The organism is Falsirhodobacter deserti (assembly GCF_004015795.1).
Taxonomy (GTDB): domain Bacteria; phylum Pseudomonadota; class Alphaproteobacteria; order Rhodobacterales; family Rhodobacteraceae; genus Falsirhodobacter; species Falsirhodobacter deserti.
Genome location: NZ_ML137218.1, coordinates 2,176,270 through 2,196,594 on the forward strand (window position 1 = coordinate 2,176,270; position 20,325 = coordinate 2,196,594).

Consider the following 20,325-nt stretch of genomic DNA (forward strand, 5'->3'; position numbering starts at 1 on the left):
GTCCGAATTGCACGCCCTGCTCACGTACGGGTGAACTTCGCCGCAAGCTCCACATGGGTGGACCAGCGAAACTGATCGACCACCGCCACCGCATCAAGCTTGTATCCGGCCGTGATCAGGATGCGGGCATCGCGGGCAAAGGTGACGGGATTGCACGACACCATCGCGACCAGCGGCACGTTGCTGCGGCCCAGCGCCTTCACCTGCGCTTCCGCCCCCGCGCGCGGCGGGTCGATGACGACGGCGTCGAAGCCCTTCAACTCGTCTGCCTCAAGCGGGCGGCGGAACAGGTCCCGCGCCTCGGTCGTGACGCGCTTCAGACCCTGGGCGTCGCGCCAGCCACGATCCAGCGCGGCGGTCATGGCGGCATCCCCTTCCACCGCGTGCACCTCGGCCTCCTGTGCCAGCGGCAGCGCGAAGGTGCCGGATCCGGCGAACAGGTCCGCCACCTTCTTCGCCCCCCGGACCGAGGCGCGGACAAAGGCCACCAGCGCCGCCTCCCCTTCCGCCGTGGCCTGCAGGAACGCGCCCGAAGGGGACGAAACGCGGGCGGGGCCGAAGTTCTGTGCAGGAGGTGTGCGCAGGGCCACAACCTCGTCATCCCATGTCAGGCGGGCAAGGCCGAAACCTTCGGCCAGCGCAGCCAGATCACCATGCAGCAGCGGCTCCAGCGGCTTGCCGCCCTTCACCGCCACATCCGGCCCGCCAAGGCTGTCGGTGACCGTCAGCGCCAGTTCCGTGCTGCGCGAGCCGCCAAGCTTCACCAGCGCCTCCAGCGCCGGAAATGCCGCTTTCAGCGACGGCGTCAGCAGCAGGCAGTGCGGCACCGCCACCAGCGTGTCCGACCCGCGGGCATGGAACCCCAGCAGAACCCCGTTCTTGGTGCGCCGCCCGTGCAGGGTGGCGCGGCGGCGCGTGCGGGCGGGCGATGTCTGCACCTCGCCCACCGGGGCCTGAAGCCCCTGCCCCGCCAGCGCCGTCACGACCACCTCGCGCTTCCAGCGGGCCACGAAATCGTCCGATGCGTGCTGCAGCGAACAGCCTCCGCAGGTCCGGTAATGCACGCACGGCGCCTTCACCCGATCGGCCGAGGGGGTGATGATCGATGGCGCGGCCATACGGTCGCCCGTGACCTCGCCCTCCACCACCTCGCCGGGAAGGACGCGCGGAATGAAGACGGGGCCCGAAGGCCCCTCCGTTCCAGGAACATAAGCCACCGCATCCCCGCGATGACCCAAGCGATCCGCAACCAGTCTCATTCCGCCGCCTCATCCATTCCAAGGAAGCCGCCGCTTTGCCGATTCCAGTAGCGGGCGTAAACCCCGTTTTTCTGCAACAGCTTCTCGTGTGCGCCTTCCTCGACGATGCGGCCCTGTTCCAGCACCACGATCCGGTCCATCTCGGCGATAGTGGAAAGGCGGTGGGCAATGGCCAGCACGGTCTTGCCTTCCATCACCTTTTCCAGCGCCAGCTGGATCGAGGCCTCGACCTCGCTGTCCAGCGCCGAAGTCGCCTCGTCCAACACAAGGATCGGGGCGTCCTTCACGAAGGCGCGGGCCAGCGCGATCCGCTGGCGCTGGCCACCGGACAGTTTCACCCCCCGTTCGCCCAGATAGGCGTCATAGCCCGAACGGCCCTGATGGTCCGTCATGGTTTCGATGAAATCGTCAGCCTCGGCGGCACGGGCGGCGGCTTTCAGATCATCATCGCTCGCCTCGGGGCGGCCATACAGGATGTTGTCACGGGCCGAACGGTTGAACATCGCCGTTTCCTGCGTGACCATCCCGATCTGGCGGCGCAGGGATTCCTGCGTGATCTGGCGCACATCCTGCCCGTCGATCAGGACCGCGCCCTTTTCCACATCGTAAAGCCGCAAAAGCAGCGCCACCAGCGTTGACTTACCCGCCCCGGAAGCCCCCACAATGCCCAGCTTTTCGCCCGGCGCGATCGTCAGGTCGATATCGTGGACGCCACCGTGCCGCCCGCCATAGGTGAAGGTGACGCCGCGGAAGGACACCTCGCCGCGGATGGCGGGAAGGCTCACGGCCTCGGGCGCGTCGGGCAGCTTGTGCGGCCGTGACAGCGTGTTCATCGCATCCTCCACCTCGCCGATGGAGGTGTAGATGGACATCAGCGTGAAGCTGACCCAGCCCGACATCTGCGCCAGCCGCATGGCGATGGCACCCGCAGCCGCAACATCCCCGATAGAGGCCTGCCCCCGCTGCCACAACATCAGCGTGCCGCCGATCAGCACCACCGGCAACACCCCCGACAGCAGCATCAGAGAAGCGCGGAACAGGGTGGAGATGACGCCGAAATCAAGGCTGCGATCGCGGAAGGTGCCCATGGCCTGAAGGGCCACGCGATCTTCGAACGCGCTGTGGGCGAACAGCTTGACCGTCTTGATGTTGGTGATCGTGTCCACCACCTGCCCCGACACCATCGCCCGCGCTGATGCCCGCGCCGCCGAATTCTTGCGCACGCGCGGCATGAAGAAGCGGATCAGAACGACATAGGCGATCAACCACACCGCCAGCGCCCCTGCCAGCCAGCCATCCACGGAAATCAGGAAGATGGCCGAGCCGATGACCGAGGCCAGCGCAAAGGCCACCGTGTTGATCGTTTCCGCCGCCACGTCCGTCACGGCCCGTGCGGCCTGCATCTGCTTCTGGCTGATGCGGCCGGCGAAATCGTTGTCGAAGAAGGTCACGTCCTGCCCCATCGTCCAGCGATGCAGGCGCGACAGGACAAGCGGGAACACGTTCGGCTGCACCATGATCGCGTTCGAAGCCGAGGAAAGGCCGAAAAAGAACGGACGCAGCAGCATGAAGAACACGAACAACCCGCCCAGCAGGTACCACCCGTCGGACCAAAGTGCCTGCGGCCCCGCTGCCTGGGCCCCGTCGATCACCCAGCCCAGGATGGAGGCGGAGATGACCTCCAGCGAACCGGTGAGGCAGGAGATGAACGCCGCCAGAAGCAGCGCAGGCCATGATCCCTTCAGGCACCACAGAAAGAACCGGCCCAGCTTGGCGGGCGGCTGGCCTTCTGCGGGGCGGAAGGCGTCGATCATGCCGCCAAGGCGGCGGAGGGAGTCGTTCATGCGTCCTCGTCTGCGTCGATGAAGCCGCCGGACTGGCGCGCCCAGAAACGGGCGTAAAGGCCGCCTTGCGCCAGCAGCTCGTCATGGGTGCCGATCTCGGCGATGCGGCCCTGATCCAGAACGAGGATCCGGTCCATATGCGCGATGGTAGACAGCCGGTGCGCGATGGCAATGACCGTCTTGCCCGCCATGACGCCGTAAAGCGAATCCTGAATGGCGGCCTCCACTTCGGAATCCAGCGCGGATGTCGCCTCGTCCAGCACAAGGATGGGGGCGTTTTTCAGGATGACGCGGGCCAGCCCGATGCGCTGGCGCTGACCGCCCGAAAGCTTCACCCCGCGTTCGCCGACCTGCGCGTCATAGCCCTGCCGTCCTTCGCTGTCCTGAAGCGTCAGGATGAAATTATGCGCCTCGGCCCGTTTGGCAGCCTCGATCATCTCCTCCTCGGTCGCATCGGGACGGCCGTAAAGGATATTCTCGCGCACGCTGCGATGAAGAAGGCTTGGGTCCTGCTGGACCATGCCGATGGCGCCGCGCAGGCTGGCCTGCGTGACGCTGGCGATGTTCTGCCCGTCGATGCGGATCGCCCCGCCTTCCACGTCATAAAACCGCAGCAGCAGCTTCACCAGCGTGGATTTGCCCGCACCGGACCGCCCGACGACACCCAGCTTTTCGCCGGGCCGGATGGTCAGCGTGATGTCATGCAATCCACCCGATCCGCGCCCGTAATGGTGGCTGACATGGTCCAGATCGATCCGCCCCTCGGTCAGGTGCAGATCGCCCGCCCCCTTGGCATCTGTCAGGGCGATGGGCTGGGCGATGCTTTCCATCCCCTCGGCGATGGTGCCAAGCGACTGGAACAGTTGCTGCGTGGCCCACATGATCCAATAGGTCATGTTGTTCAGCCGCAGCACCAGCGCCGAGGCCGCCGCAACCACGCCCACTGTCGCCGCCCCCTGATGCCAAAGCAGCACCGCCCAGCCGATCACACCCACGATCATCACGCCGTTGATGACGGTCAGGCTGATATCCATGCGGCTGACGATCCGCATCTCGTATGCGAAAGCTTGGCGTGCCTTCTCGATCGCCTCGCGCGCATGGGCCTCCTCGCGGTCGTCATGGGCGAAAAGCTTGACCGAGTGAATGTTGGTATAGGCATCCACCACCCGCCCCGTCACGGCCGACCGCGCATCCGAGGAAGCCTTCGCCGCCGGCCCCGCACGCCGCACCGTCCAGCGCATCAGAAGGCCATAGGCGGCGAACCAGATCAGCAATGGCACCATCAGGCGCGCATCCGCCTGCCCCAGCACCACAAGGCTGCCGATCGCGGTGGTCACGGCAAAGGCCACGGCGTCGAAGATGTTGAACACCGCATCCCCCGCGGCGGGCGGCGTTTGCATGATGCGGTTGGCCAGCCGGCCCGCGAAATCGCTTTCGAACCAGCCGACCGGCTGGCGCAGCACGTGGCGGTGGGCGCGCCAGCGGATCAGCGTGCCGAAATTGGGCAGGATGGCGTTGTGCAGCAGGGCCGTATTGGCCGCCGCCACGATGGGCCGCAGGAACAGGATCGCCAGTGCCACCAGCACGATCTCGGTGCCATAGATGTCCCACACCTCGGCGGGGGTGCCATTTGACAGCAGGTCCACCACCCGCCCCACATACCAGATCAACGCCAGATCGCTGAGCGCGACAATGACCGACAGCAGCCCCGTGGCGGCGAACACCTTCCGGAACGGCTGCATGTACCCCTTCAGGAAGGGCCAAAGCCGGTTAGGGGGCGTGTCTGTCAGGTCATAAGGGGCGTAGGGATCAACGAGCTTTTCAAAGAAACGGAGCATGGCGGGCCTCTGATTGCCCGAGGGATATAGCGCCCACGCGTGACGAAAACATGCTCAGCCCAAAAGCTGGTCCTTGGTGAGGGTGAAACCCGATGCGATCCACCGCGCCTCCAGCTCTTTCAGGCGCTGGCCGAGGGCAGCACCGCTGAAGGCAGGCATCAGATCGCAGGCGGCAACCGGAAACCGCGCGGCGGCGGCGGCAGCGATGCGCGACAGGTCGGGCTGCATCCCCGTCAGCGCCGCCCGCACCAGCGCCGCATCCCGCGCAAGGTCCGCGCCGTGGCGATAGGCAAGTTCGGCCATGTCCGCGCCTTCGCGTGCGGCATCGGAAATCAGCGACAGGCGCCTTGCCTCGGCGCGCGACAGGCGCAGATCGACCTGCCCGCCCAGCGCGGCCAGCCGCCGAATGGGATCGGGCGCAACGCCCGCCTCCAGGTGCACCAGCACCGGCAACGCGGTTGCATCCGCGCCCGGCACGACGCGTGCCAGAATCCCTGCCGCCGCCATGGAGGCAATGGCGGGCGCAGGATCGGATGCTGCCAGCAGCTTCTTCACCTCGGCCCCCACCCGTTCGCGAGACAGCGTTTCCACACCTTCGGCATGTTCGGCGCAAGCGGCCAGTCCCTCAGGATCCGGCCCGCCCTGCCCATAGATGGCGTGGAAGCGGAAAAACCGCAGGATGCGCAGGTAATCTTCGGTGATCCGGGCCGCGGGATCGCCCACGAAGCGGACGCGTCGTGCCAGCAGATCCGGCAGGCCGTCCAGAGGGTCGATCAAGGTGCCGTCCGCCTCGGCGTAAAGGGCGTTCATGGTGAAATCACGCCGCGCCGCATCCTCGGCAATGTCGGAGGAGAAGGCGACAACAGCGTGCCGCCCGTTGGTTTCCACATCGCGCCGGAAGGTCGTGATCTCGTAAGGGCGGCCATCGGCCAGCACGGTCACCGTGCCATGATCGATGCCGGTGGGGATCGCACGCAATCCGGCGGCGCGGGCCAGTTCCATCACCCGCGCGGGCAAGGCATCGGTGGCGATATCCAGATCGCTGACCGGCGCGCCAAGCAGCGCGTTGCGCACACAGCCCCCCACGAAGAGCGCGCGATGCCCCGCCCGTGCCAGCATGGCGCAAACGGGGGCTGCAGGGCCAAGCCAGTCGCCGGTCAGCTTCATGCCATCCTCATCGCGAGGTTTCGCAAGATCGACGCCGTTGCGCCCCAAATGTAATACGGCCCCCACGGCACCGTCCAATAGCTGCGCATCTGGCCGGCCCATGGCCGGACGTGCCGGATATAGCTGCCCGGCTTCAGAACATGCGACAGTGGAACAGTGAACACCTCCTCCACCTCGCCCGCCTGCACGAAGGGGGTGAAGGGGGCCGTGATCCCGGCCAGCACGGGAGTGATGGAAAATCCGGTTCCGGTCATCTGGTCGGGCAGAACACCCAGAACATCGACAGCGTGGCGGGGAAGGCCGACCTCTTCTTCCGCCTCGCGCAGGGCACAATCAATGGGGCCTGAATCGGAGGGGTCGACCTTGCCGCCCGGCAGCGCGATCTGCCCCGGATGGTGCTGCAACCCCGAGGCGCGACGGGTCAGCCAAAGCTGCCCGTCCTGCACTGCAATCAGAACCGCTGCCGGGCGCGGCACCGGGCCGTCCGGCAGGATTGGATCCTCTGGCGCGACATCGCGCGCCAGCGCCGTGATCAGCGCGTCACGCGTCATCCCCGTTCTGCCCCAATGTCGTCGGGTCAAATTCGTAATGCGCGCCGCAGAACTGGCAATCGGCCGTCACAAGACCGTTTTCCGTCACCATCTCGGCAATCTCGTCCGCGGGATAGGGTTCCAGCGCATCGCGCACCTTGGTTTCCGAACAGGTGCAGCCAAAGGTCAGCGGCTGGCTGTCGTAAACGCGCGGCCCTTCTTCGTGGAACAGGCGCACCAGCAGTTCCGTCGGGGCGACGTTCGGGCCGATCAGTTCCAGATCCTCCACCGTGTCCAGCAGATAGTTGGCGCGCAGCCAGTTGTCCCCTTCATCGCCTCCAAGGATGTCGGCATGGGTCAGCAAGCCGGCATCGCCCGAAGGTTCGCCCACCGAAGGGGAGGCCTTGGGCATGTGCTGCAGCATCACGCCGCCCGCCCGCCAGCCTTCAACCCCGCCCGGCAGATGTGAACGGCCGAAGGACAACTCGAACCGTGTCGGAAGCTGTTCGGATTGCGCAAAGTACGTCTCGGCACATTTGGACAGCGAACCGCCGGCAATGGGCGTGATGCCCTGATACGGCACCGTGCCTTCGCCCTGATCGATCAGGATCGCGAAATAACCGTCGCCAAGCTGTTCGAAGGCGGGGGCATCGGTCAGATCCGCGGCTTCGAATCCGGCATAGGCGCGGATGCGGGCGGGCTGGCCATCATCGGTGGGGCCATAATAATCGGTCGCGATCAGCTTCACCGCGCCGCTGCCGCGGATTTGCAGCGACAGCTTCCAGCGCAGCTTGATCGTGTGGCCGATCAGCGCGGTCAGCAGGGCGGCCTCGGCCACCAGCGCCTCGATCTGGGCGGGATAGTCGTGTTTGGAAAGCACCTCGTCCAGAACGCCGTCCAGTCGGACCACCCGTCCGCGGATGTCGGAACGGTCAAGCTGGAAGGGCAGGACGGTATCGTCCCAGGCGATTTGCGTTGCAATGGTCATGGGGTTCCCTTGAGGCTCGGGCCTTGGCATACCGCGACTATGTAGGAACGACAACCAAGAGGCCCAAGGGGATGATCCGGCGATATGGCGAGGCAATCCGCCCGGGGCAGCGTTACCGTCGCCGGGCAGGTGTTTATGCGGTCTGCCTGCGGGACGGCCGCGTGCTGACCACCCTGCAAGAGGCGCCGACGCCCGAAATCCAGCTTCCCGGCGGCGGCATCGATGCGGGTGAACACCCCGTGGCCGCCCTGCACCGCGAGGTGATGGAGGAAACCGGCTGGCACATCGCCATCGGGCCGCGGCTGGGCACCTTCCGCCGGTTCGTATTCATGCCGGAATATGACAAGTGGGCCGAGAAGGTGTGCATGATCCACCTTGCCCGCCCCACCCTGCACATCGGCCCGCCGACCGAGGCCGGCCACCACGCCCTGTGGCTGCCCATCGCCGACGCGCTGGAAGCGCTGGCAAGCGACGGGGACAGGGAGATGCTGAAGCTGGCGATCAGGCGCTGAACGGTTCCGCCTGCGCCCAGCGCCATGCATCACCGATCATGTCGCGCAGGGTCGACCGCTTCGGCTGCCAGCCCAGATCGCGGATGGCAGCTTCGGATCCCGAAACCAGGGTGACCGCATCGCCGGGACGGCGGCTGCCATAGATGACAGGAACCTCACGGTTGGTGACGGTGCGGGACGCCTCGATCACCTCGCGGACAGAAAAGCCGTTGCCGGTGCCAAGGCAGAAGATGCGGCTTTCGTTGCCATCCAGCAGCCATTTCAGCCCAAGCACATGGGCGTCGACCAGATCCATCACATGAACATAATCGCGCACGCAGGTGCCGTCGCGGGTATCATAGTCCGTTCCGTAAACCGTCAGTGCAGGACGTTTCCCGGCCACGGCATCCAGCATCAGCGGAATCAGGTGGGTTTCGGGTGTATGCTGTTCACCCACCTCGGCCTCGGGATCGGCGCCGGCCACGTTGAAATAACGGAAGATCACGTGGTTCAGGTCATGGGCGGCAGAAAAGTTCCTGACCATCTCCTCGATCGCGAGTTTCGATCCGCCATAGGCGTTGATCGGGCGCTGCGGCGTTGTTTCATCCAGCAGAACACCGTCCTGATCGCCATAGGTTGCGCAGGTGGAGGAAAAGACGAAGTTGCGGATGCCTGCCGCCACCGTCGCCTCCAGAAGGTTAAGCGCCCCGTTGACGTTCACGCGCCAATACGTGGCGGGATCCTTCATGGATTCCCCCACCAGCGACAGGGCGGCAAAGTGCATCACGGCCACCGGCTTGTATTGTGCAAGTGCCGCATCGATGTCGGCCCGGTTCATCAGGTCGCCCTTGAACAAGGGCCCGAACTTGACCGCCTGTTCCCACCCCGTAGAGATGTTGTCAAAGGTGACTGGCTTGAAACCCGCCGCCTTAAGGACCTTGCAGGCATGCGCCCCGATATATCCTGCGCCGCCGGTTACCAGAACGTGTTGTGTCATCGATCCACGACCTTGCATCATTCCGCCCGACCCTAGCCAAGCATCGTCATGTTGGCTAGCCGCTTCATTGACCTTGCTGTTCCCCGGCACCATAACGCACGAACGCTGAATGATGAGGTGCGCATGGATTTGATGAAGTTCATTTCGCAAGGTGGTATCCACGAGAAGGAAATCCGCCGCCACTTCGGCGATCGCGCCATCTTCACGGGTGACAGGCCCGTTTTCGACCATCCGCTTTACCTGCTTGCCTTCTCGAACCGCAGCGGGTCGAACCTTCTTGCAGATCATCTACGCTCGACGCCGGTATTTTCGGGGTTCTACGAACAGTTGAACCATTCCACGGTGCTTCAGCAGGCAGAACAGTGGAATGCAGGAACCTTCCCCGATCTTATCCGCATTGGAAGCGAGGTGCTGTCCGAGGGAAAGCCCATCCATGGGTTCAAGGCATCGTGGGACCAGATCCTGATGCTTCACCGGTTCCGCATTCCTGCCATGTATGACGGGGTGAAGATCATCCACATCACCCGCGACGATGTTCTGGGACAGGCTGTTTCATACCAGATCGCCCACCAGACCAAACGCTGGACAAGCATGCAGCGCGGGGAAGATGTGAAGCCAGTCTATGACAAAGCGCAGATTTCACACCTGATCGGGGCGGCACAGATGTCCGCCAACGCGATCCAGATGTTATGCACGATTTTCGAGATGCCCCGCATCGAGGTGACATACGAGGAGATCGTCGCACGCCCACGCAAGGCAGTGCTGCGGATCGGCAAGCTTCTGGACCTCGACCTTCAGGACTGGAAATCGCGCAAACCAACTATCGCCCGGCAGGCTGATGCGATCAATGACAGCTTCCGCGCACGTTATCTTGCCGAGGCCAGAACACATCTTCTGACATAGGATCAGTCGTCATCCGGCACCGCGCCACGACCGACGCGCATGTTCCGTTCATGCACCGCGATGCCTTCTTCCAGATCATCGAACCAGTGAAGCTGCCCCCCTTCCAGCACCGCCGCCTTCGAGCAGATCTTGCGGATCATCCCCATGGAGTGGGACACCATGATGGCGGAGGACGTTTTAAGCCGTTCGTTCAGGTAGGCGCTGCTCTTTTCCTTGAAGGATGCATCCCCCACCGACGTGACCTCGTCTATGAGGTATGTCTGGAACGGGATGCCCATGGACACGCCGAAGGCAAGCCGCGACTTCATCCCCGAGGAGTAACTGCGGAACGGCAGATGGAAGTGCTTGCCCAGTTCGGCGAACTCTTCCACGAAGTTGATCAGGGCATTGGTGTCCATGCCATATATCCGGGCGACGAAGCGCGTGTTCTGTGCGCCCGTCAGTTCGGGATGGAACGAGCCGGCAAAACCGACAGGCCAGGAAATCGTGCCGCTGGACAGGATTCGGCCCGATGTCGGTTCTTCAGTGCCTGAAATCATGCGCAGCAGCGTGGATTTTCCGGCCCCGTTGCGGCCAAGAAGCGCAACGGCCGTGCGCGACGGGAAGGTGACGTTGACATTGTCTGCCACCGTTTTCCGCCTGCCTTGGAGCACATAGGTCTTGGTCAGGTTCTCCAGCCGGATCATGGGCGTCTACTTGCGGTCTTTCAGGCTGTAAGCCACCAGAACTGCCACTGACCAGATAAGGACAAGGAACAGTGCCAGCAGGATCAGGGTGGCCCCGCGATGAGGGAATGTGGACCGTTCAGCCAGCGTCGGCTGCACATGGGCTGCGAGGTAGCGGCTTTGCCGGCCCGCTTCCGTTCGGGCCGAATTGAACGCCGCCAGTGCCGCGGTATAGGTCTGCTCGGCAAATTCACGATCCACCGTAAGCCGCTCGAACTCACCCACAAGGTTGGCATAGGCGTTACCGCCCCGCGCATCGGGGCCGCTGGCCATGCCCATCTTGTTACGCTCTTCCGCGATGCGTTGGTTGATGACCTCGATGCGGCGCTCGGCCTGCTGCACGCGGATATCGTCGGCACGCGTGGTTTGGCGCAACATGTCCATTTCAACCATGGCTGCGGCAAGTTGGGACTGCAGATTGTTCACGATGCCCATCTGCCCCATCGTGTCCATCGACGGGTCCACGATCTGGTTCCTGTTGCGGAAGTCTGTCACGGCGGCGCGGGCCTGGCGCAGTTCTTCCGTGGCCAGATTCAGATCATCACGGGCATAACGAATCATGTCTTCGCGCGCGATATCCGACAGCCGGTTGATCATGGCAGAGCCTTCGGCATAGATCGCGCGGGTGATGCGCTGCGCATCCACAGGGTCGAAGGCAAGCGCACGGATCCCGACGATGTTGGTCCGGCTGTCCAGCGTGACCTTCACCATGTTTTCCCAATAGTCTGCCAGATCTTCGATGGTTCCATCGGGATCAAGGCTGTAGACCGGGTCGAAGGCCGGCTTGGACCAGATATCACGAAGGTTGACTGCCTGATCCACCTTCTCGATCAGATCCTGGCTGTTGAAATAGCTGTACAGCACCTCGCTGTCGGACGCGCTGCTTTGTGCCCCGGTGATCATCGACAGCCCGCTCATCATGTCCGTAGCGGAAGCCTGATTTTCGTTCCGCACCGCGAATTCGACTTCCGAAACGTACTGATCGCTTGCGATGATCCAGAGGTACATCGCGGAAAGCAGAACAGGCACAAGAACGCCGGCGACGAACCCCATGATCGCAAAACGATGCCGCCGCAGCGTTTTTGCCATCCCCACCGGAGGACGAACATCAACGCGATCGACTTCGGGCTTTGCATCGGGAACAAGCGCGGGTCGACGCTTGCGACGTGGCACGACCCCCTCAGGAATGGATTGTTCGGGAATTGACAAACGACCTCCGAGTCCGTGACCGGATTGAACCTGAAGCGTGAATTCTACATAATGTCGGCTTGGACTTCCAGCTACCTAGCGGAACAGATCGCATGACCGGGCTCGCTCCGCCAGAAACCGAAGAACTACGGCCCATAGACAAGCAGCGGCGCTTCGGCACGGGCCGGGCCGTCGGAGCCCTGATCCTGCGCGAGATGGCGACCACCTATGGCAGATCGCCCGGCGGTTACCTATGGGCAATCCTTGAACCGGTGGCCGGGATCGTCATGTTGACGCTGGTCTTTTCGCTGATGCTTCGAACGCCGCCGCTGGGGGTGAACTTCGCGATTTTCTATGCGACGGCGATGATCCCGTTCAGGCTTTATGCGACCCTGACAGCACGCATACAGACGGCCATCAACTACTCGCGCCCCCTGCTGGTGTATCCCAGCGTCACCTTCATGGACGCACTTATCGCACGCTTCGCGCTTGCGCTTCTGACGGGACTTCTGGTGTCCTATATCGTGTTCACCGGCATTCGCATCATGTTCGACACCCGCACCACGGTGGATCTGGCCAATATCGGCCTTGGATACGCGATGCTTACGGTGTTGGCGCTTGGCATCGGCACACTGAACTGCGTGCTCATTTCCTTTGTCCCGCTTTGGGACAGGATCTGGGGTATCCTGACGACGCCGCTGATGATCCTGTCCGGCGTCTTCTATACCTTCGACACGCTCCCTGCGGCGGCACAGCAATACCTTTGGTATAACCCGCTGCTGCATGTGGTCGGGCAGGTACGTTCGGGATTCTATGCCGAGTATGATGCAAGCTATGTGTCGCCGCTTTACGTGTTCGGCTTCGGGCTTGTCCCCCTGACCCTCGGCCTTATCCTGCTGAGAAGGTGGCACCGGGTCATCCTTACGCTATGAAGATCACGATCCTGCTTGCCACGTTTAACGGGGCGCAGCATCTGGGGGCGCAGCTTGCCTCTATCGCGGCGCAAGACGGGGTTGATTGGCGGCTGTGGGTATCGGACGATGGCTCGACCGATGGCACCTTGTCGGTCGTGACGGAGTTCGCCCGGACGCATCAGGATCATGAGGTGCGCCTGATGCAGGGACCGAAAGCGGGATCGGCGGCGAATTTCCTTCACCTTCTGCACCATCCCGATCTGCCCGACGATCCGGTCGCTTTTTGCGACCAAGACGATGTCTGGCTGCCGCACAAGCTGCGCCGGGCATCCGACTGGATCGCAAGGCAGCAGGGGCAGGCCCTCTATGGCAGCGCCACGCTTGTCAGCGATGCTGCTTTGGAGAAAGCCCGCCCGTCGCGTCAACGCGGCTTGCCCTCTTTCCCCCGTGCCTTGGTGCAGAACATCGTTGCGGGAAACACCATGCTTCTGAACCGGCCGGCGGTGAAGGCCCTGCGGCAGATGCCACCCGCCTGCCCCATCGCGTTCCACGACTGGTGGGTTTACCTTGTTCTGAGCGGCACCGGAGCCGACATATTTGTCGATCCCGAACCCGGCCTGCTTTATCGCCAGCACTCGCACAACGAACTGGGAGATGCCGAACGCCTTGTGGCGATGGCGCGCCGCCTGCGGCTTGTGCGCGATGGAGCTTACGGCCAGTGGCTGCGCACCAACACTAAAGCGCTGCTTCCTTACGCCCCCCAACTTCTGCCGGAACATTCGGTTACCCTGCACCAGTTTGCAAAAGATCTGGGCAGGCCCGGCCCGTCACGGGTTCGGCGCATGATTCGCGCAGGAATACGGCGTGATGGCGGGGCGCAGACAGCTTTTCTTTACGCCTCGGCCCTGAGCGGGCGCGTTTGAAAGCTGTTGCAGGCCCCCGTCCGGTGCGGCGAGGCCGGCTTAACCTGCGACGGATACTCCTTTGGCATGACCGCTTCAGGGGACACTGCATGGCTGACACGTCGCTTCTTCTTTCCTTGCCACTGATCCAGCCTGCACAGGCACAGAAACATGTGACGCATAACGATGCTTTGCGGTTGCTGGACATGCTTGTTCAGACAACCGTGAACAGCCGGAACCTCTCTGTCCCGCCGGACCGGCCAGAGCCCGGCGACCGTTTCATCATCGGCCCCCACCCTACGGGCGACTGGGCCGGACAAGAGGCGGCTTTCGCCCTTTGGGATGGCACGGCATGGCAGTTCCTGCCCCCGCAGCCCGGCTGGAAGGCCTTCGTCAGGGATGAAGGGCAGACGACCGTATTTGCCGATGGCGGCTGGCGCGCACCGCAAGCAGCGATGCTGGGCATCAACGGCACGCCTGACATGCTGAACCGCCTTCTGGTACAATCGGGTGCAAGCCTGTTCAGCCACGAAGGCACCGATCATCGCATGAAGATCAACAAGGCGGCCACAGCGGACACGGCCAGCCTGCTGTTCCAGTCGAACTGGTCCGGTCGGGCCGAAATGGGCCTGATGGGCAATGACAGCTTCGAAATCAAGTTGAGTGGGGATGGCGGTTCCTTTTTGACCGCACTGAAGGCAGATGGTGCCGGCAACGTGGACATGCCGCAAGGCAACATGCGGATCGGGGGCAAGACCGCCTTCCACGGTGGCAACATCCTTGGCACAGTCGGGATGTCGAACGGCCAGCCCAGCGGCGCGATCATCGAATCCCGGGCAACGAATGGCGGCCAGCTGACGCGACTGGCCGACGGCACGCAAACCTTCACAAGGATCTGCGATGTGGATCTGGCCAGCACTGCCACGCAAACCTTCGGCGCCGTAACTTTCGTCTCGGTTCCGTCGGTTACCGCTTCGCATGTCAGTCCTGCCGCGTCATCCCTGCTGGCGTTCGGCAACATCGCGGCGGTGGGTCTGGCGAATGGCGCGTTCTTCCTGCGCCTCGCCCGGTCAGGGGCGGCAGTAAGCGGCCCGGAACGTCAGGTGGTTCTGACGGCCACTGGACGCTGGGCCTGAATCGCGACAAAGCTCACCTTCCGCCACTCTTCCGCCGCATTTCAGGAAGAAGGTCTTAACGCCGGATCACGTTGAATCACCCAAAGGGAGAGTTTCAACGTGATCAAGCTGGAATATTCGCACAGCTTCATGGGAAGCCGGACGTCGCTGCTGACCGGTATAACCGACCTCGCCCTGAAGCAGAGCGGCGATACGACAGTACTATATTCGGCCACCTCGGCGGGGGCTGGCCTTTCAGCGCTGAGGGTCTCGGGCAGCGGGCTGTCGACGCTTTGGCAAGGCACGATCTCGGGGGCTCCCCTTGCCGGGCAAGCGCCGGAACTGGAATTTCTTGGCGATCAGCTGGTCGTGCCAGGCTATGCCGGCAGCAAGCTGCCCCTTTACGGGAGTGGCGGAACCGGCGCGTTATCCGCCACGGGCAACCTGAGCCTCGGCAGGTCGGTGGCGGATACCCTGACCGTTGATGCACACGGGCACAAGTTTCTTTATGCGGTCGACATCACGGGTAAGGCGATTATCACCTATACGCTTACCGGCAGCAGCGCCGGGGAGATCTTCAGCACCAGCCTTGGCGATAACGTGCAGGTCGGGCAGCCCGGTCCGGATCTGGGGGCCATGGCCACTGTCAAGGTGGGGGACAAGCCCTTCCTGATCGCCACCAGCCCGGGGGGCGGCTCCGTCCTGTCCTGGTCTATCGCCAGCACGGGGAAGCTGACGATGGCCGGACAGTCGGGAAGCGCCGAAGGCTTGGGGATGACGGGGCCGGACCACCTTGCTACCGCGCAGGTGAACGGCAAGATCTACATCATTGCCGGGGCCAGCGGATCTTCCTCAATTTCCGTGATCGAGGTAGGGGCCGATGGCAAGCTGACCGCGCGCGACCATGTCATCGACACGTTGGAAACCCGCTTCAACGGCCTCAATGCCCTGACGACGGTGGAGGTTGAAGGGCGCGTCTATGTTATCGCTGGCGGGGCGGATGACGGGCTGACGCTGATGACGCTGCTTCCGGACGGAACGCTGCTGGCGCTGGATGTCCTTGCGGATGATACGGATCGTATCTTGGCAAACATATCAGCCCTTGCTGCCGTGGGCGTCGATCGCGGAATCCGCATCTTTTCGGCCAGTGGCGCTGAAAGCGGAATTGCGGATCTTAAGGTCGACCTGTCCGGCGCGGGCCTGAACCTTTACGGCAACAAATCAGGCAACATCCTGTCAGGGGCTGCGAAGGATGATGTTCTTTGGGGTGCGGCGGGAAACGACACGCTTTCAGGCGGCGATGGCGATGACATCCTTATCGACGGGGCTGGTTCGGACAGTATGCGCGGGGGCCGCGGTGCGGACATCTTCGTTCTTTCCGCCGACGGCGAGGCTGATACCATCCTCGACTTCAACCCGGCCGAGGATCGGCTGGACCTTTCCCGCTGGCTTCTTCTGCATCAGGCCAATCAGCTTGGGGTCCAGATGACAACCGATGGCGCGATCCTGACCTTCGGGAACGAGGTGCTGCGCATTGTCACCGCTGATGGGCGACCGCTGAGTGCAGGCCAGATCCACGGGCTGGAGGTTTCAGGCCCCTTCTCGCGCATACCCATCATTCCTGCAGAGCCATCCGACAAAGCCCTGAAAGGCGGCCCGGGTGACGACAGGCTTGTAGGCGGCCCGGGTGATGACACCCTTGAAGGCCGTGGGGGCGCGGATACGCTTGTTGGCGGCGATGGAAGCGACTGGGCCAGCTATGCCAGCGCATTGAGCGGGGTCTATGCCAACCTGACGGCTCCCCGTCATAACACGGGCGATGCAGCAGGCGATGTTTATGACGGGATTGTCAACCTGATCGGCTCGGCCTTCGATGACAGGTTGCAGGGCAACGGGCTGTCCAACACGCTTATCGGCGGAAGCGGCAACGATTTTCTTGTGGGTGCTGCAGGTGATGATTTGCTGCTGGGGGATACGGGCGATGACCGTTTCGTCGGCGGGGCCGGAGCAGACACGATGGATGGCGGGGCGGGACGGGACACCGTGGATTACCGAGATTCCCGCTTCGGGATCACGATCGACCTGGGCAATCCTGCGCGCAATACCGGCATCGCCACCGGCGATGTGTTCATCTCGATCGAGGATGTGGCAGGCGGCCGCGCGAAAGATACGATCATCGGCACCATTGCCAACAACAAGATCAACGGAGCGGCCGGGGACGACCGCATCGATGGCGGTGGTGGCAATGACACGCTGGAAGGTGGCGTAGGCAACGACACCTTCGTCGGGGGCCTTGGCCAGGATACCATGGATGGCGGCCCGGGCACCGATCTTGTCGATTATTCCTCCGACAGGTCGGGACTTACGGTTGATATGCTGAACGGGGCCCGCAGCACCGGGCTTGCAGCGGGCGATACCCTTATCGCCATCGAGAACCTGCTGGGCGGGCGTGGGAACGACGTATTGCTGGGAAATAACGCGGGCAACGTCATCAATGGCGGCAATGGCAATGATGTGATCCATGGCCGCCGCGGCGATGATACCCTTCTTGGCGGAAACGGAAACGACACCTTGTTCGGTGATGCAGGTGCCGATCGGCTGGATGGCGGGGCGGGTCGAGATGCGGCGAGCTATGCCAACATATCGAATGGCCTGCGCGTGGCCCTCTTCAACCCGTCATTCAACACCAATGTTGCCAAAGGAGACGTCTTCAGATCGATCGAGGATCTTATCGGCGGAAGCGGCAATGACACCTTGTTCGGAAACAACGGTGCGAACCAGATCTTCGGCGGAAGCGGTTCCGATGAGGTACAAGGGCGAGGGGGCAATGACACCTTGTTTGGCGAGGATGGCCACGACCTGCTGATCGGGGGCGACGGCAATGATGTGCTTTACGGCGGCGCAGGCAATGACACCCTGATCGGTGATCAGGGGGCCGACGCGATGTTTGGCGGCGACGGTTTCGACTTCGCAGACTACCGCCTCGACAGGGGCGGCGCGGTGATCGATCTGGTCTATAGCGGTCGGAACACCGGTATGGCCACGAAAGACACCTACTCCTCGATCGAAGGGGTCCGCGGCGGCAGCGGTCATGACCATATTTCGGGCAATGAAGAAGAAAACCGGCTGATCGGGGGGGCTGGAAACGATACGTTGGACGGGCGCGGCGGCATGGACACGCTGACAGGGGGCGCCGGGGCGGATCACTTCATCTTCAGCGCAGGCCGGAACCGCATCACCGACTTTACGCCCGGCGTCGACAAGCTGGTTTTGGACCGTGAGATTCTGAACGGCCAGTCCATCTCGGAAGTGATAGCTGCACAAACCATCAACGGCCGTTCTGCCACGCTGACTGTTGATGACGGGCATGTCCTAGTGCTGGACGGCATTCGCGATGCATCGGCCATCCTTGGAGACATCATTCTGGTCTAAGCTGTTCAGTTGCCGTTGATCTGACGCTCCAGCGCGATGATCCTGTTCTTGTAACGATCCACGTCCCGGCGCAGTGCAGCAAGCATGGCGGCTGTTTCGTCCTCTTCCCCGCCAGCGTCGGCCACGACAGGGGAAAGCACGCCATACCGGCCCAGAAATTCCCCGATGATGCGGCCCACCATGAAGTCGCTGACATGTAGGCGATCTTCCTGCCAGGCCAACGCCGGATCACTGTGCAGCACAGCTTCATAGCTTGGGAAATAATCCACACCGTCGAGATCCTGGGTCAGGCGATGGGCAGCAACCCGAAGCGTCGCCTTGGACGTCATGTTCGCGATGATCACGTCCTCATCGGTGAACGTCCGGCCCAGCGCGACGGGCGAAACGGTCAAGACGATCCGTTGGTCCTTCCGTCCGTGGGCACGCAGAACCGCGATGATGTTCTTGAGGGCGGTGACACAGTCCTTCACCGACAGGCAGCGGAAGGCGAAACGACCCTTGTTGCGGGCAAGAAATTTCGGATCGGGCAGCACATTCAGCGTCAGTTCGGTCTGCAGGTCGACCCACGCCTCGATCAGACCCAAGGTGATGATGACCACATCCGCGTCGAAGGCTTGCGCGAAATATGCGTTCAGGGCCTTCCGCCGGGCCAGAACCTGTTCCTTTGTGCCGTTGCCGGAGTTTTGCCGCAGATGGGGATCATGCCAGACATCGTCCCCTTCAAGCTGGAACAGCGCCTCTTCGGGAAAACGCTCGGCACCCGAAGCCCAGCGAAGCTCCTGCAGGATCGCATGGGGGTTGTACTTGTTCAGGATGCCGGTGGCGCGTGCGGCGGAGTCGCCCAGGTCGGGAAGGTCAAGACGCAGGCTGCTGACGGTTGCACCTGCATCCTGCAGTCGCTCCTCGACATTGCGTGCAAAGCACGATCCGATCGCAAAGAACGTGTCGGCCGCGCTGGCGGTGAATGACTGGCGCCCCTGCGGGATTACAATGCGCTTTGCGATGCGGGCCGCTGCACTGGCGTCCGTGCCATTCCAACGGTCAAGCGGGTTGTCGCGCCCTGTGCGCAACGCGTTCTTGGCAGAGATCATCGTAAGCTCATTTGACAGGAGGGCTTACCAACCTCTCGCAACTTTCTACCTGCCAATCAACATGATTGAAATAGCTGGTTGCACACACCCCCCGGCGCCGAGATATTGCGCGGCGAAAAACGCTGGCCACAAGCGTTCAAAGCAGAATGGAACAGGATGTCTGATCTCAAGAGAAAACTGATCGTGTCTGGGGTGGCGCGCAGCGGAACGACAGCATTGGCCGAACTTCTGAACAGCCATGAGGGCGTCTGTGTCGGGATCGAGAGGTTCAAGTTCCAGTTTCTTCTGCGTCAGAACTACTCTCGAAAACTGTTCAGCAAAGAGCGGTTCTTCCGGTTCGAGCCACAGGACACCAATCTTCGCCCCGATGTTCGCCCCGCTTGGGTGGAAACATACGAGCGCATGGCCCAGAAGTGGGACGACGCGCTGATCGTGGGCGACAAGGTTCCGGACCTGACCCCGATCCTGCCCGACTTCATCGCCCAGAATCCAGGTTTTCGCTACATTTACATCCTCAGGAACCTTAGGGATGTCGGCCTTTCGTGGCAGGCGCGCGCCAACCGGACCCGAGATCCGTGGCCGGCAACCAAGGATTTCGCAGCGGCCTGTGAAAGCTGGTCGACACAGTATGCAGAGCTGAAAGCCTATCTCGACAAGCCTGACCGGCCCGACAACATCCTGCTTCTGGATTATGATCGCATGTTCGCGGTTCCCGACGAGACCGAACGCACGATCCTGTCCTTTCTCGATCTTCCGCAGAGTGCGGCAATGCGGCAAACGCTGGAAAAGCATTCTGCCTTCGCTGCTGACCGCAAGCCGCGCAAGATGAACGCCGAGATGCAGGCAGTCCATGACAGCACGGACAAGGCCGCCTATGACGCACTGTGCCAGATGGCGCATCAGGCTGAACTGGTTCTGAACCGCGATGATGAATGACAAGC

The 20,325-nt window shown here is 62.7% G+C and carries 17 protein-coding genes; 7 read left to right on the forward strand and 10 right to left on the reverse strand.

What is annotated here, in order from left to right; genetic code table 11:
- Positions 1-20 precede the first annotated feature (20 nt).
- From JX25_RS11000 to hslO, 6 genes are read right to left on the reverse strand one after another with little or no spacing between them, the layout of a single operon-like run.
- A complete protein-coding gene (locus JX25_RS11000) occupies positions 21-1,259 on the reverse strand; it encodes a class I SAM-dependent RNA methyltransferase (protein ID WP_128255021.1) in 1,239 nt (412 codons plus the stop codon).
- Entirely contained in the window at positions 1,256-3,103 is a 1,848-nt protein-coding gene (locus JX25_RS11005) for an ABC transporter ATP-binding protein (protein ID WP_128255022.1), read from the reverse strand. The genes JX25_RS11000 and JX25_RS11005 overlap by 4 nt, the downstream gene beginning before the upstream one ends.
- The gene (locus tag JX25_RS11010; protein ID WP_128255023.1) at positions 3,100-4,941 is read right to left on the reverse strand and encodes an ABC transporter ATP-binding protein; all 1,842 of its coding nucleotides are present in this window, start codon (positions 4,939-4,941) and stop codon (positions 3,100-3,102) included. Before JX25_RS11010 ends, JX25_RS11005 begins: the two co-directional genes overlap by 4 nt.
- Positions 4,942-4,995: 54 nt before the next feature.
- A complete protein-coding gene (locus JX25_RS11015) occupies positions 4,996-6,108 on the reverse strand; it encodes a CCA tRNA nucleotidyltransferase (RefSeq protein ID WP_128255024.1) in 1,113 nt (370 codons plus the stop codon).
- Positions 6,105-6,659 carry a CoA pyrophosphatase gene (locus tag JX25_RS11020; RefSeq protein WP_128255025.1) on the reverse strand — a complete coding sequence of 185 codons (555 nt, stop codon included), beginning with the start codon at positions 6,657-6,659 and terminating at the stop codon, positions 6,105-6,107. Before JX25_RS11020 ends, JX25_RS11015 begins: the two co-directional genes overlap by 4 nt.
- Positions 6,649-7,626: an Hsp33 family molecular chaperone HslO gene (hslO, locus tag JX25_RS11025; protein ID WP_128255026.1), complete on the reverse strand. Its 978-nt coding sequence runs from the start codon at positions 7,624-7,626 to the stop codon at positions 6,649-6,651. The genes JX25_RS11020 and hslO overlap by 11 nt, the downstream gene beginning before the upstream one ends.
- A 71-nt stretch (positions 7,627-7,697) precedes the next feature.
- Here hslO and JX25_RS11030 point away from each other — a divergent pair, with 71 nt between their 5' ends.
- Positions 7,698-8,138 carry an NUDIX domain-containing protein gene (locus JX25_RS11030; protein WP_128255027.1) on the forward strand — a complete coding sequence of 147 codons (441 nt, stop codon included), beginning with the start codon at positions 7,698-7,700 and terminating at the stop codon, positions 8,136-8,138.
- On the opposite strand, the gene galE is transcribed toward JX25_RS11030, so the two are convergent.
- The gene (galE, locus tag JX25_RS11035) at positions 8,128-9,114 is read right to left on the reverse strand and encodes a UDP-glucose 4-epimerase GalE (RefSeq protein ID WP_128255028.1); all 987 of its coding nucleotides are present in this window, start codon (positions 9,112-9,114) and stop codon (positions 8,128-8,130) included. The two genes, JX25_RS11030 and galE, sit on opposite strands and share 11 nt — an antisense overlap.
- Positions 9,115-9,237: 123 nt before the next feature.
- Between galE and JX25_RS11040 the strand changes: the two genes are divergently transcribed.
- Entirely contained in the window at positions 9,238-10,017 is a 780-nt protein-coding gene (locus JX25_RS11040; RefSeq protein ID WP_164876114.1) for a Stf0 family sulfotransferase, read from the forward strand.
- A 2-nt stretch (positions 10,018-10,019) separates the two neighbouring features.
- Here JX25_RS11040 and JX25_RS11045 read toward each other — a convergent pair whose 3' ends face one another.
- Entirely contained in the window at positions 10,020-10,703 is a 684-nt protein-coding gene (locus tag JX25_RS11045; RefSeq protein ID WP_128255030.1) for an ABC transporter ATP-binding protein, read from the reverse strand.
- A gap of 6 nt (positions 10,704-10,709) precedes the next feature.
- Positions 10,710-11,831, reverse strand: a complete 1,122-nt coding sequence (locus JX25_RS11050; protein ID WP_128255031.1) for a KpsE/RkpR family capsule polysaccharide export protein — start codon at positions 11,829-11,831, stop codon at positions 10,710-10,712.
- Positions 11,832-12,043: 212 nt separating this feature from the next.
- Between JX25_RS11050 and JX25_RS11055 the strand changes: the two genes are divergently transcribed.
- The 4 genes from JX25_RS11055 (at position 12,044) to JX25_RS11070 (ending at position 18,293) form a co-directional block, all read left to right on the forward strand.
- Positions 12,044-12,862 carry an ABC transporter permease gene (locus tag JX25_RS11055; protein ID WP_128255032.1) on the forward strand — a complete coding sequence of 273 codons (819 nt, stop codon included), beginning with the start codon at positions 12,044-12,046 and terminating at the stop codon, positions 12,860-12,862.
- A complete protein-coding gene (locus JX25_RS11060) occupies positions 12,859-13,767 on the forward strand; it encodes a glycosyltransferase (RefSeq protein WP_128255033.1) in 909 nt (302 codons plus the stop codon). The genes JX25_RS11055 and JX25_RS11060 overlap by 4 nt, the downstream gene beginning before the upstream one ends.
- An 89-nt stretch (positions 13,768-13,856) precedes the next feature.
- Positions 13,857-14,882, forward strand: coding sequence for a DUF2793 domain-containing protein (locus JX25_RS11065; protein ID WP_128255034.1), 1,026 nt, complete (start codon positions 13,857-13,859; stop codon positions 14,880-14,882).
- Positions 14,883-14,981: 99 nt separating this feature from the next.
- Positions 14,982-18,293: a calcium-binding protein gene (locus tag JX25_RS11070; RefSeq protein WP_128255035.1), complete on the forward strand. Its 3,312-nt coding sequence runs from the start codon at positions 14,982-14,984 to the stop codon at positions 18,291-18,293.
- Positions 18,294-18,298: 5 nt separating this feature from the next.
- Here the strand turns inward: JX25_RS11070 and JX25_RS11075 are convergent, their stop codons facing one another.
- Positions 18,299-19,384, reverse strand: a complete 1,086-nt coding sequence (locus JX25_RS11075; protein WP_128255036.1) for a GSCFA domain-containing protein — start codon at positions 19,382-19,384, stop codon at positions 18,299-18,301.
- A gap of 156 nt (positions 19,385-19,540) precedes the next feature.
- On the opposite strand from JX25_RS11075, the gene JX25_RS11080 reads away from it, so the two are divergent.
- On the forward strand, positions 19,541-20,320 hold the full coding sequence (locus JX25_RS11080) for a sulfotransferase (protein ID WP_128255037.1): 780 nt from the start codon (positions 19,541-19,543) through the stop codon (positions 20,318-20,320).
- Positions 20,321-20,325: the final 5 nt, after the last annotated feature.

Excerpts from the sequence above, each read along its gene's own strand:
- JX25_RS11000 (WP_128255021.1), bottom strand. The coding sequence starts at position 1,259 with ATGAGACTGGTTGCGGATCGCTTGGGTCATCGCGGGGATGCGGTGGCT.
- JX25_RS11005 (WP_128255022.1), bottom strand. The coding sequence starts at position 3,103 with ATGAACGACTCCCTCCGCCGCCTTGGCGGCATGATCGACGCCTTCCGC.
- JX25_RS11010 (WP_128255023.1), bottom strand. The coding sequence starts at position 4,941 with ATGCTCCGTTTCTTTGAAAAGCTCGTTGATCCCTACGCCCCTTATGAC.
- JX25_RS11015 (WP_128255024.1), bottom strand. The coding sequence starts at position 6,108 with ATGAAGCTGACCGGCGACTGGCTTGGCCCTGCAGCCCCCGTTTGCGCC.
- JX25_RS11020 (WP_128255025.1), bottom strand. The coding sequence starts at position 6,659 with ATGACGCGTGACGCGCTGATCACGGCGCTGGCGCGCGATGTCGCGCCA.
- hslO (WP_128255026.1), bottom strand. The coding sequence starts at position 7,626 with ATGACCATTGCAACGCAAATCGCCTGGGACGATACCGTCCTGCCCTTC.
- JX25_RS11030 (WP_128255027.1), top strand. The coding sequence starts at position 7,698 with ATGATCCGGCGATATGGCGAGGCAATCCGCCCGGGGCAGCGTTACCGT.
- galE (WP_128255028.1), bottom strand. The coding sequence starts at position 9,114 with ATGACACAACACGTTCTGGTAACCGGCGGCGCAGGATATATCGGGGCG.
- JX25_RS11040 (WP_164876114.1), top strand. The coding sequence starts at position 9,238 with ATGGATTTGATGAAGTTCATTTCGCAAGGTGGTATCCACGAGAAGGAA.
- JX25_RS11045 (WP_128255030.1), bottom strand. The coding sequence starts at position 10,703 with ATGATCCGGCTGGAGAACCTGACCAAGACCTATGTGCTCCAAGGCAGG.
- JX25_RS11050 (WP_128255031.1), bottom strand. The coding sequence starts at position 11,831 with ATGGCAAAAACGCTGCGGCGGCATCGTTTTGCGATCATGGGGTTCGTC.
- JX25_RS11055 (WP_128255032.1), top strand. The coding sequence starts at position 12,044 with ATGACCGGGCTCGCTCCGCCAGAAACCGAAGAACTACGGCCCATAGAC.
- JX25_RS11060 (WP_128255033.1), top strand. The coding sequence starts at position 12,859 with ATGAAGATCACGATCCTGCTTGCCACGTTTAACGGGGCGCAGCATCTG.
- JX25_RS11065 (WP_128255034.1), top strand. The coding sequence starts at position 13,857 with ATGGCTGACACGTCGCTTCTTCTTTCCTTGCCACTGATCCAGCCTGCA.
- JX25_RS11075 (WP_128255036.1), bottom strand. The coding sequence starts at position 19,384 with ATGATCTCTGCCAAGAACGCGTTGCGCACAGGGCGCGACAACCCGCTT.
- JX25_RS11080 (WP_128255037.1), top strand. The coding sequence starts at position 19,541 with ATGTCTGATCTCAAGAGAAAACTGATCGTGTCTGGGGTGGCGCGCAGC.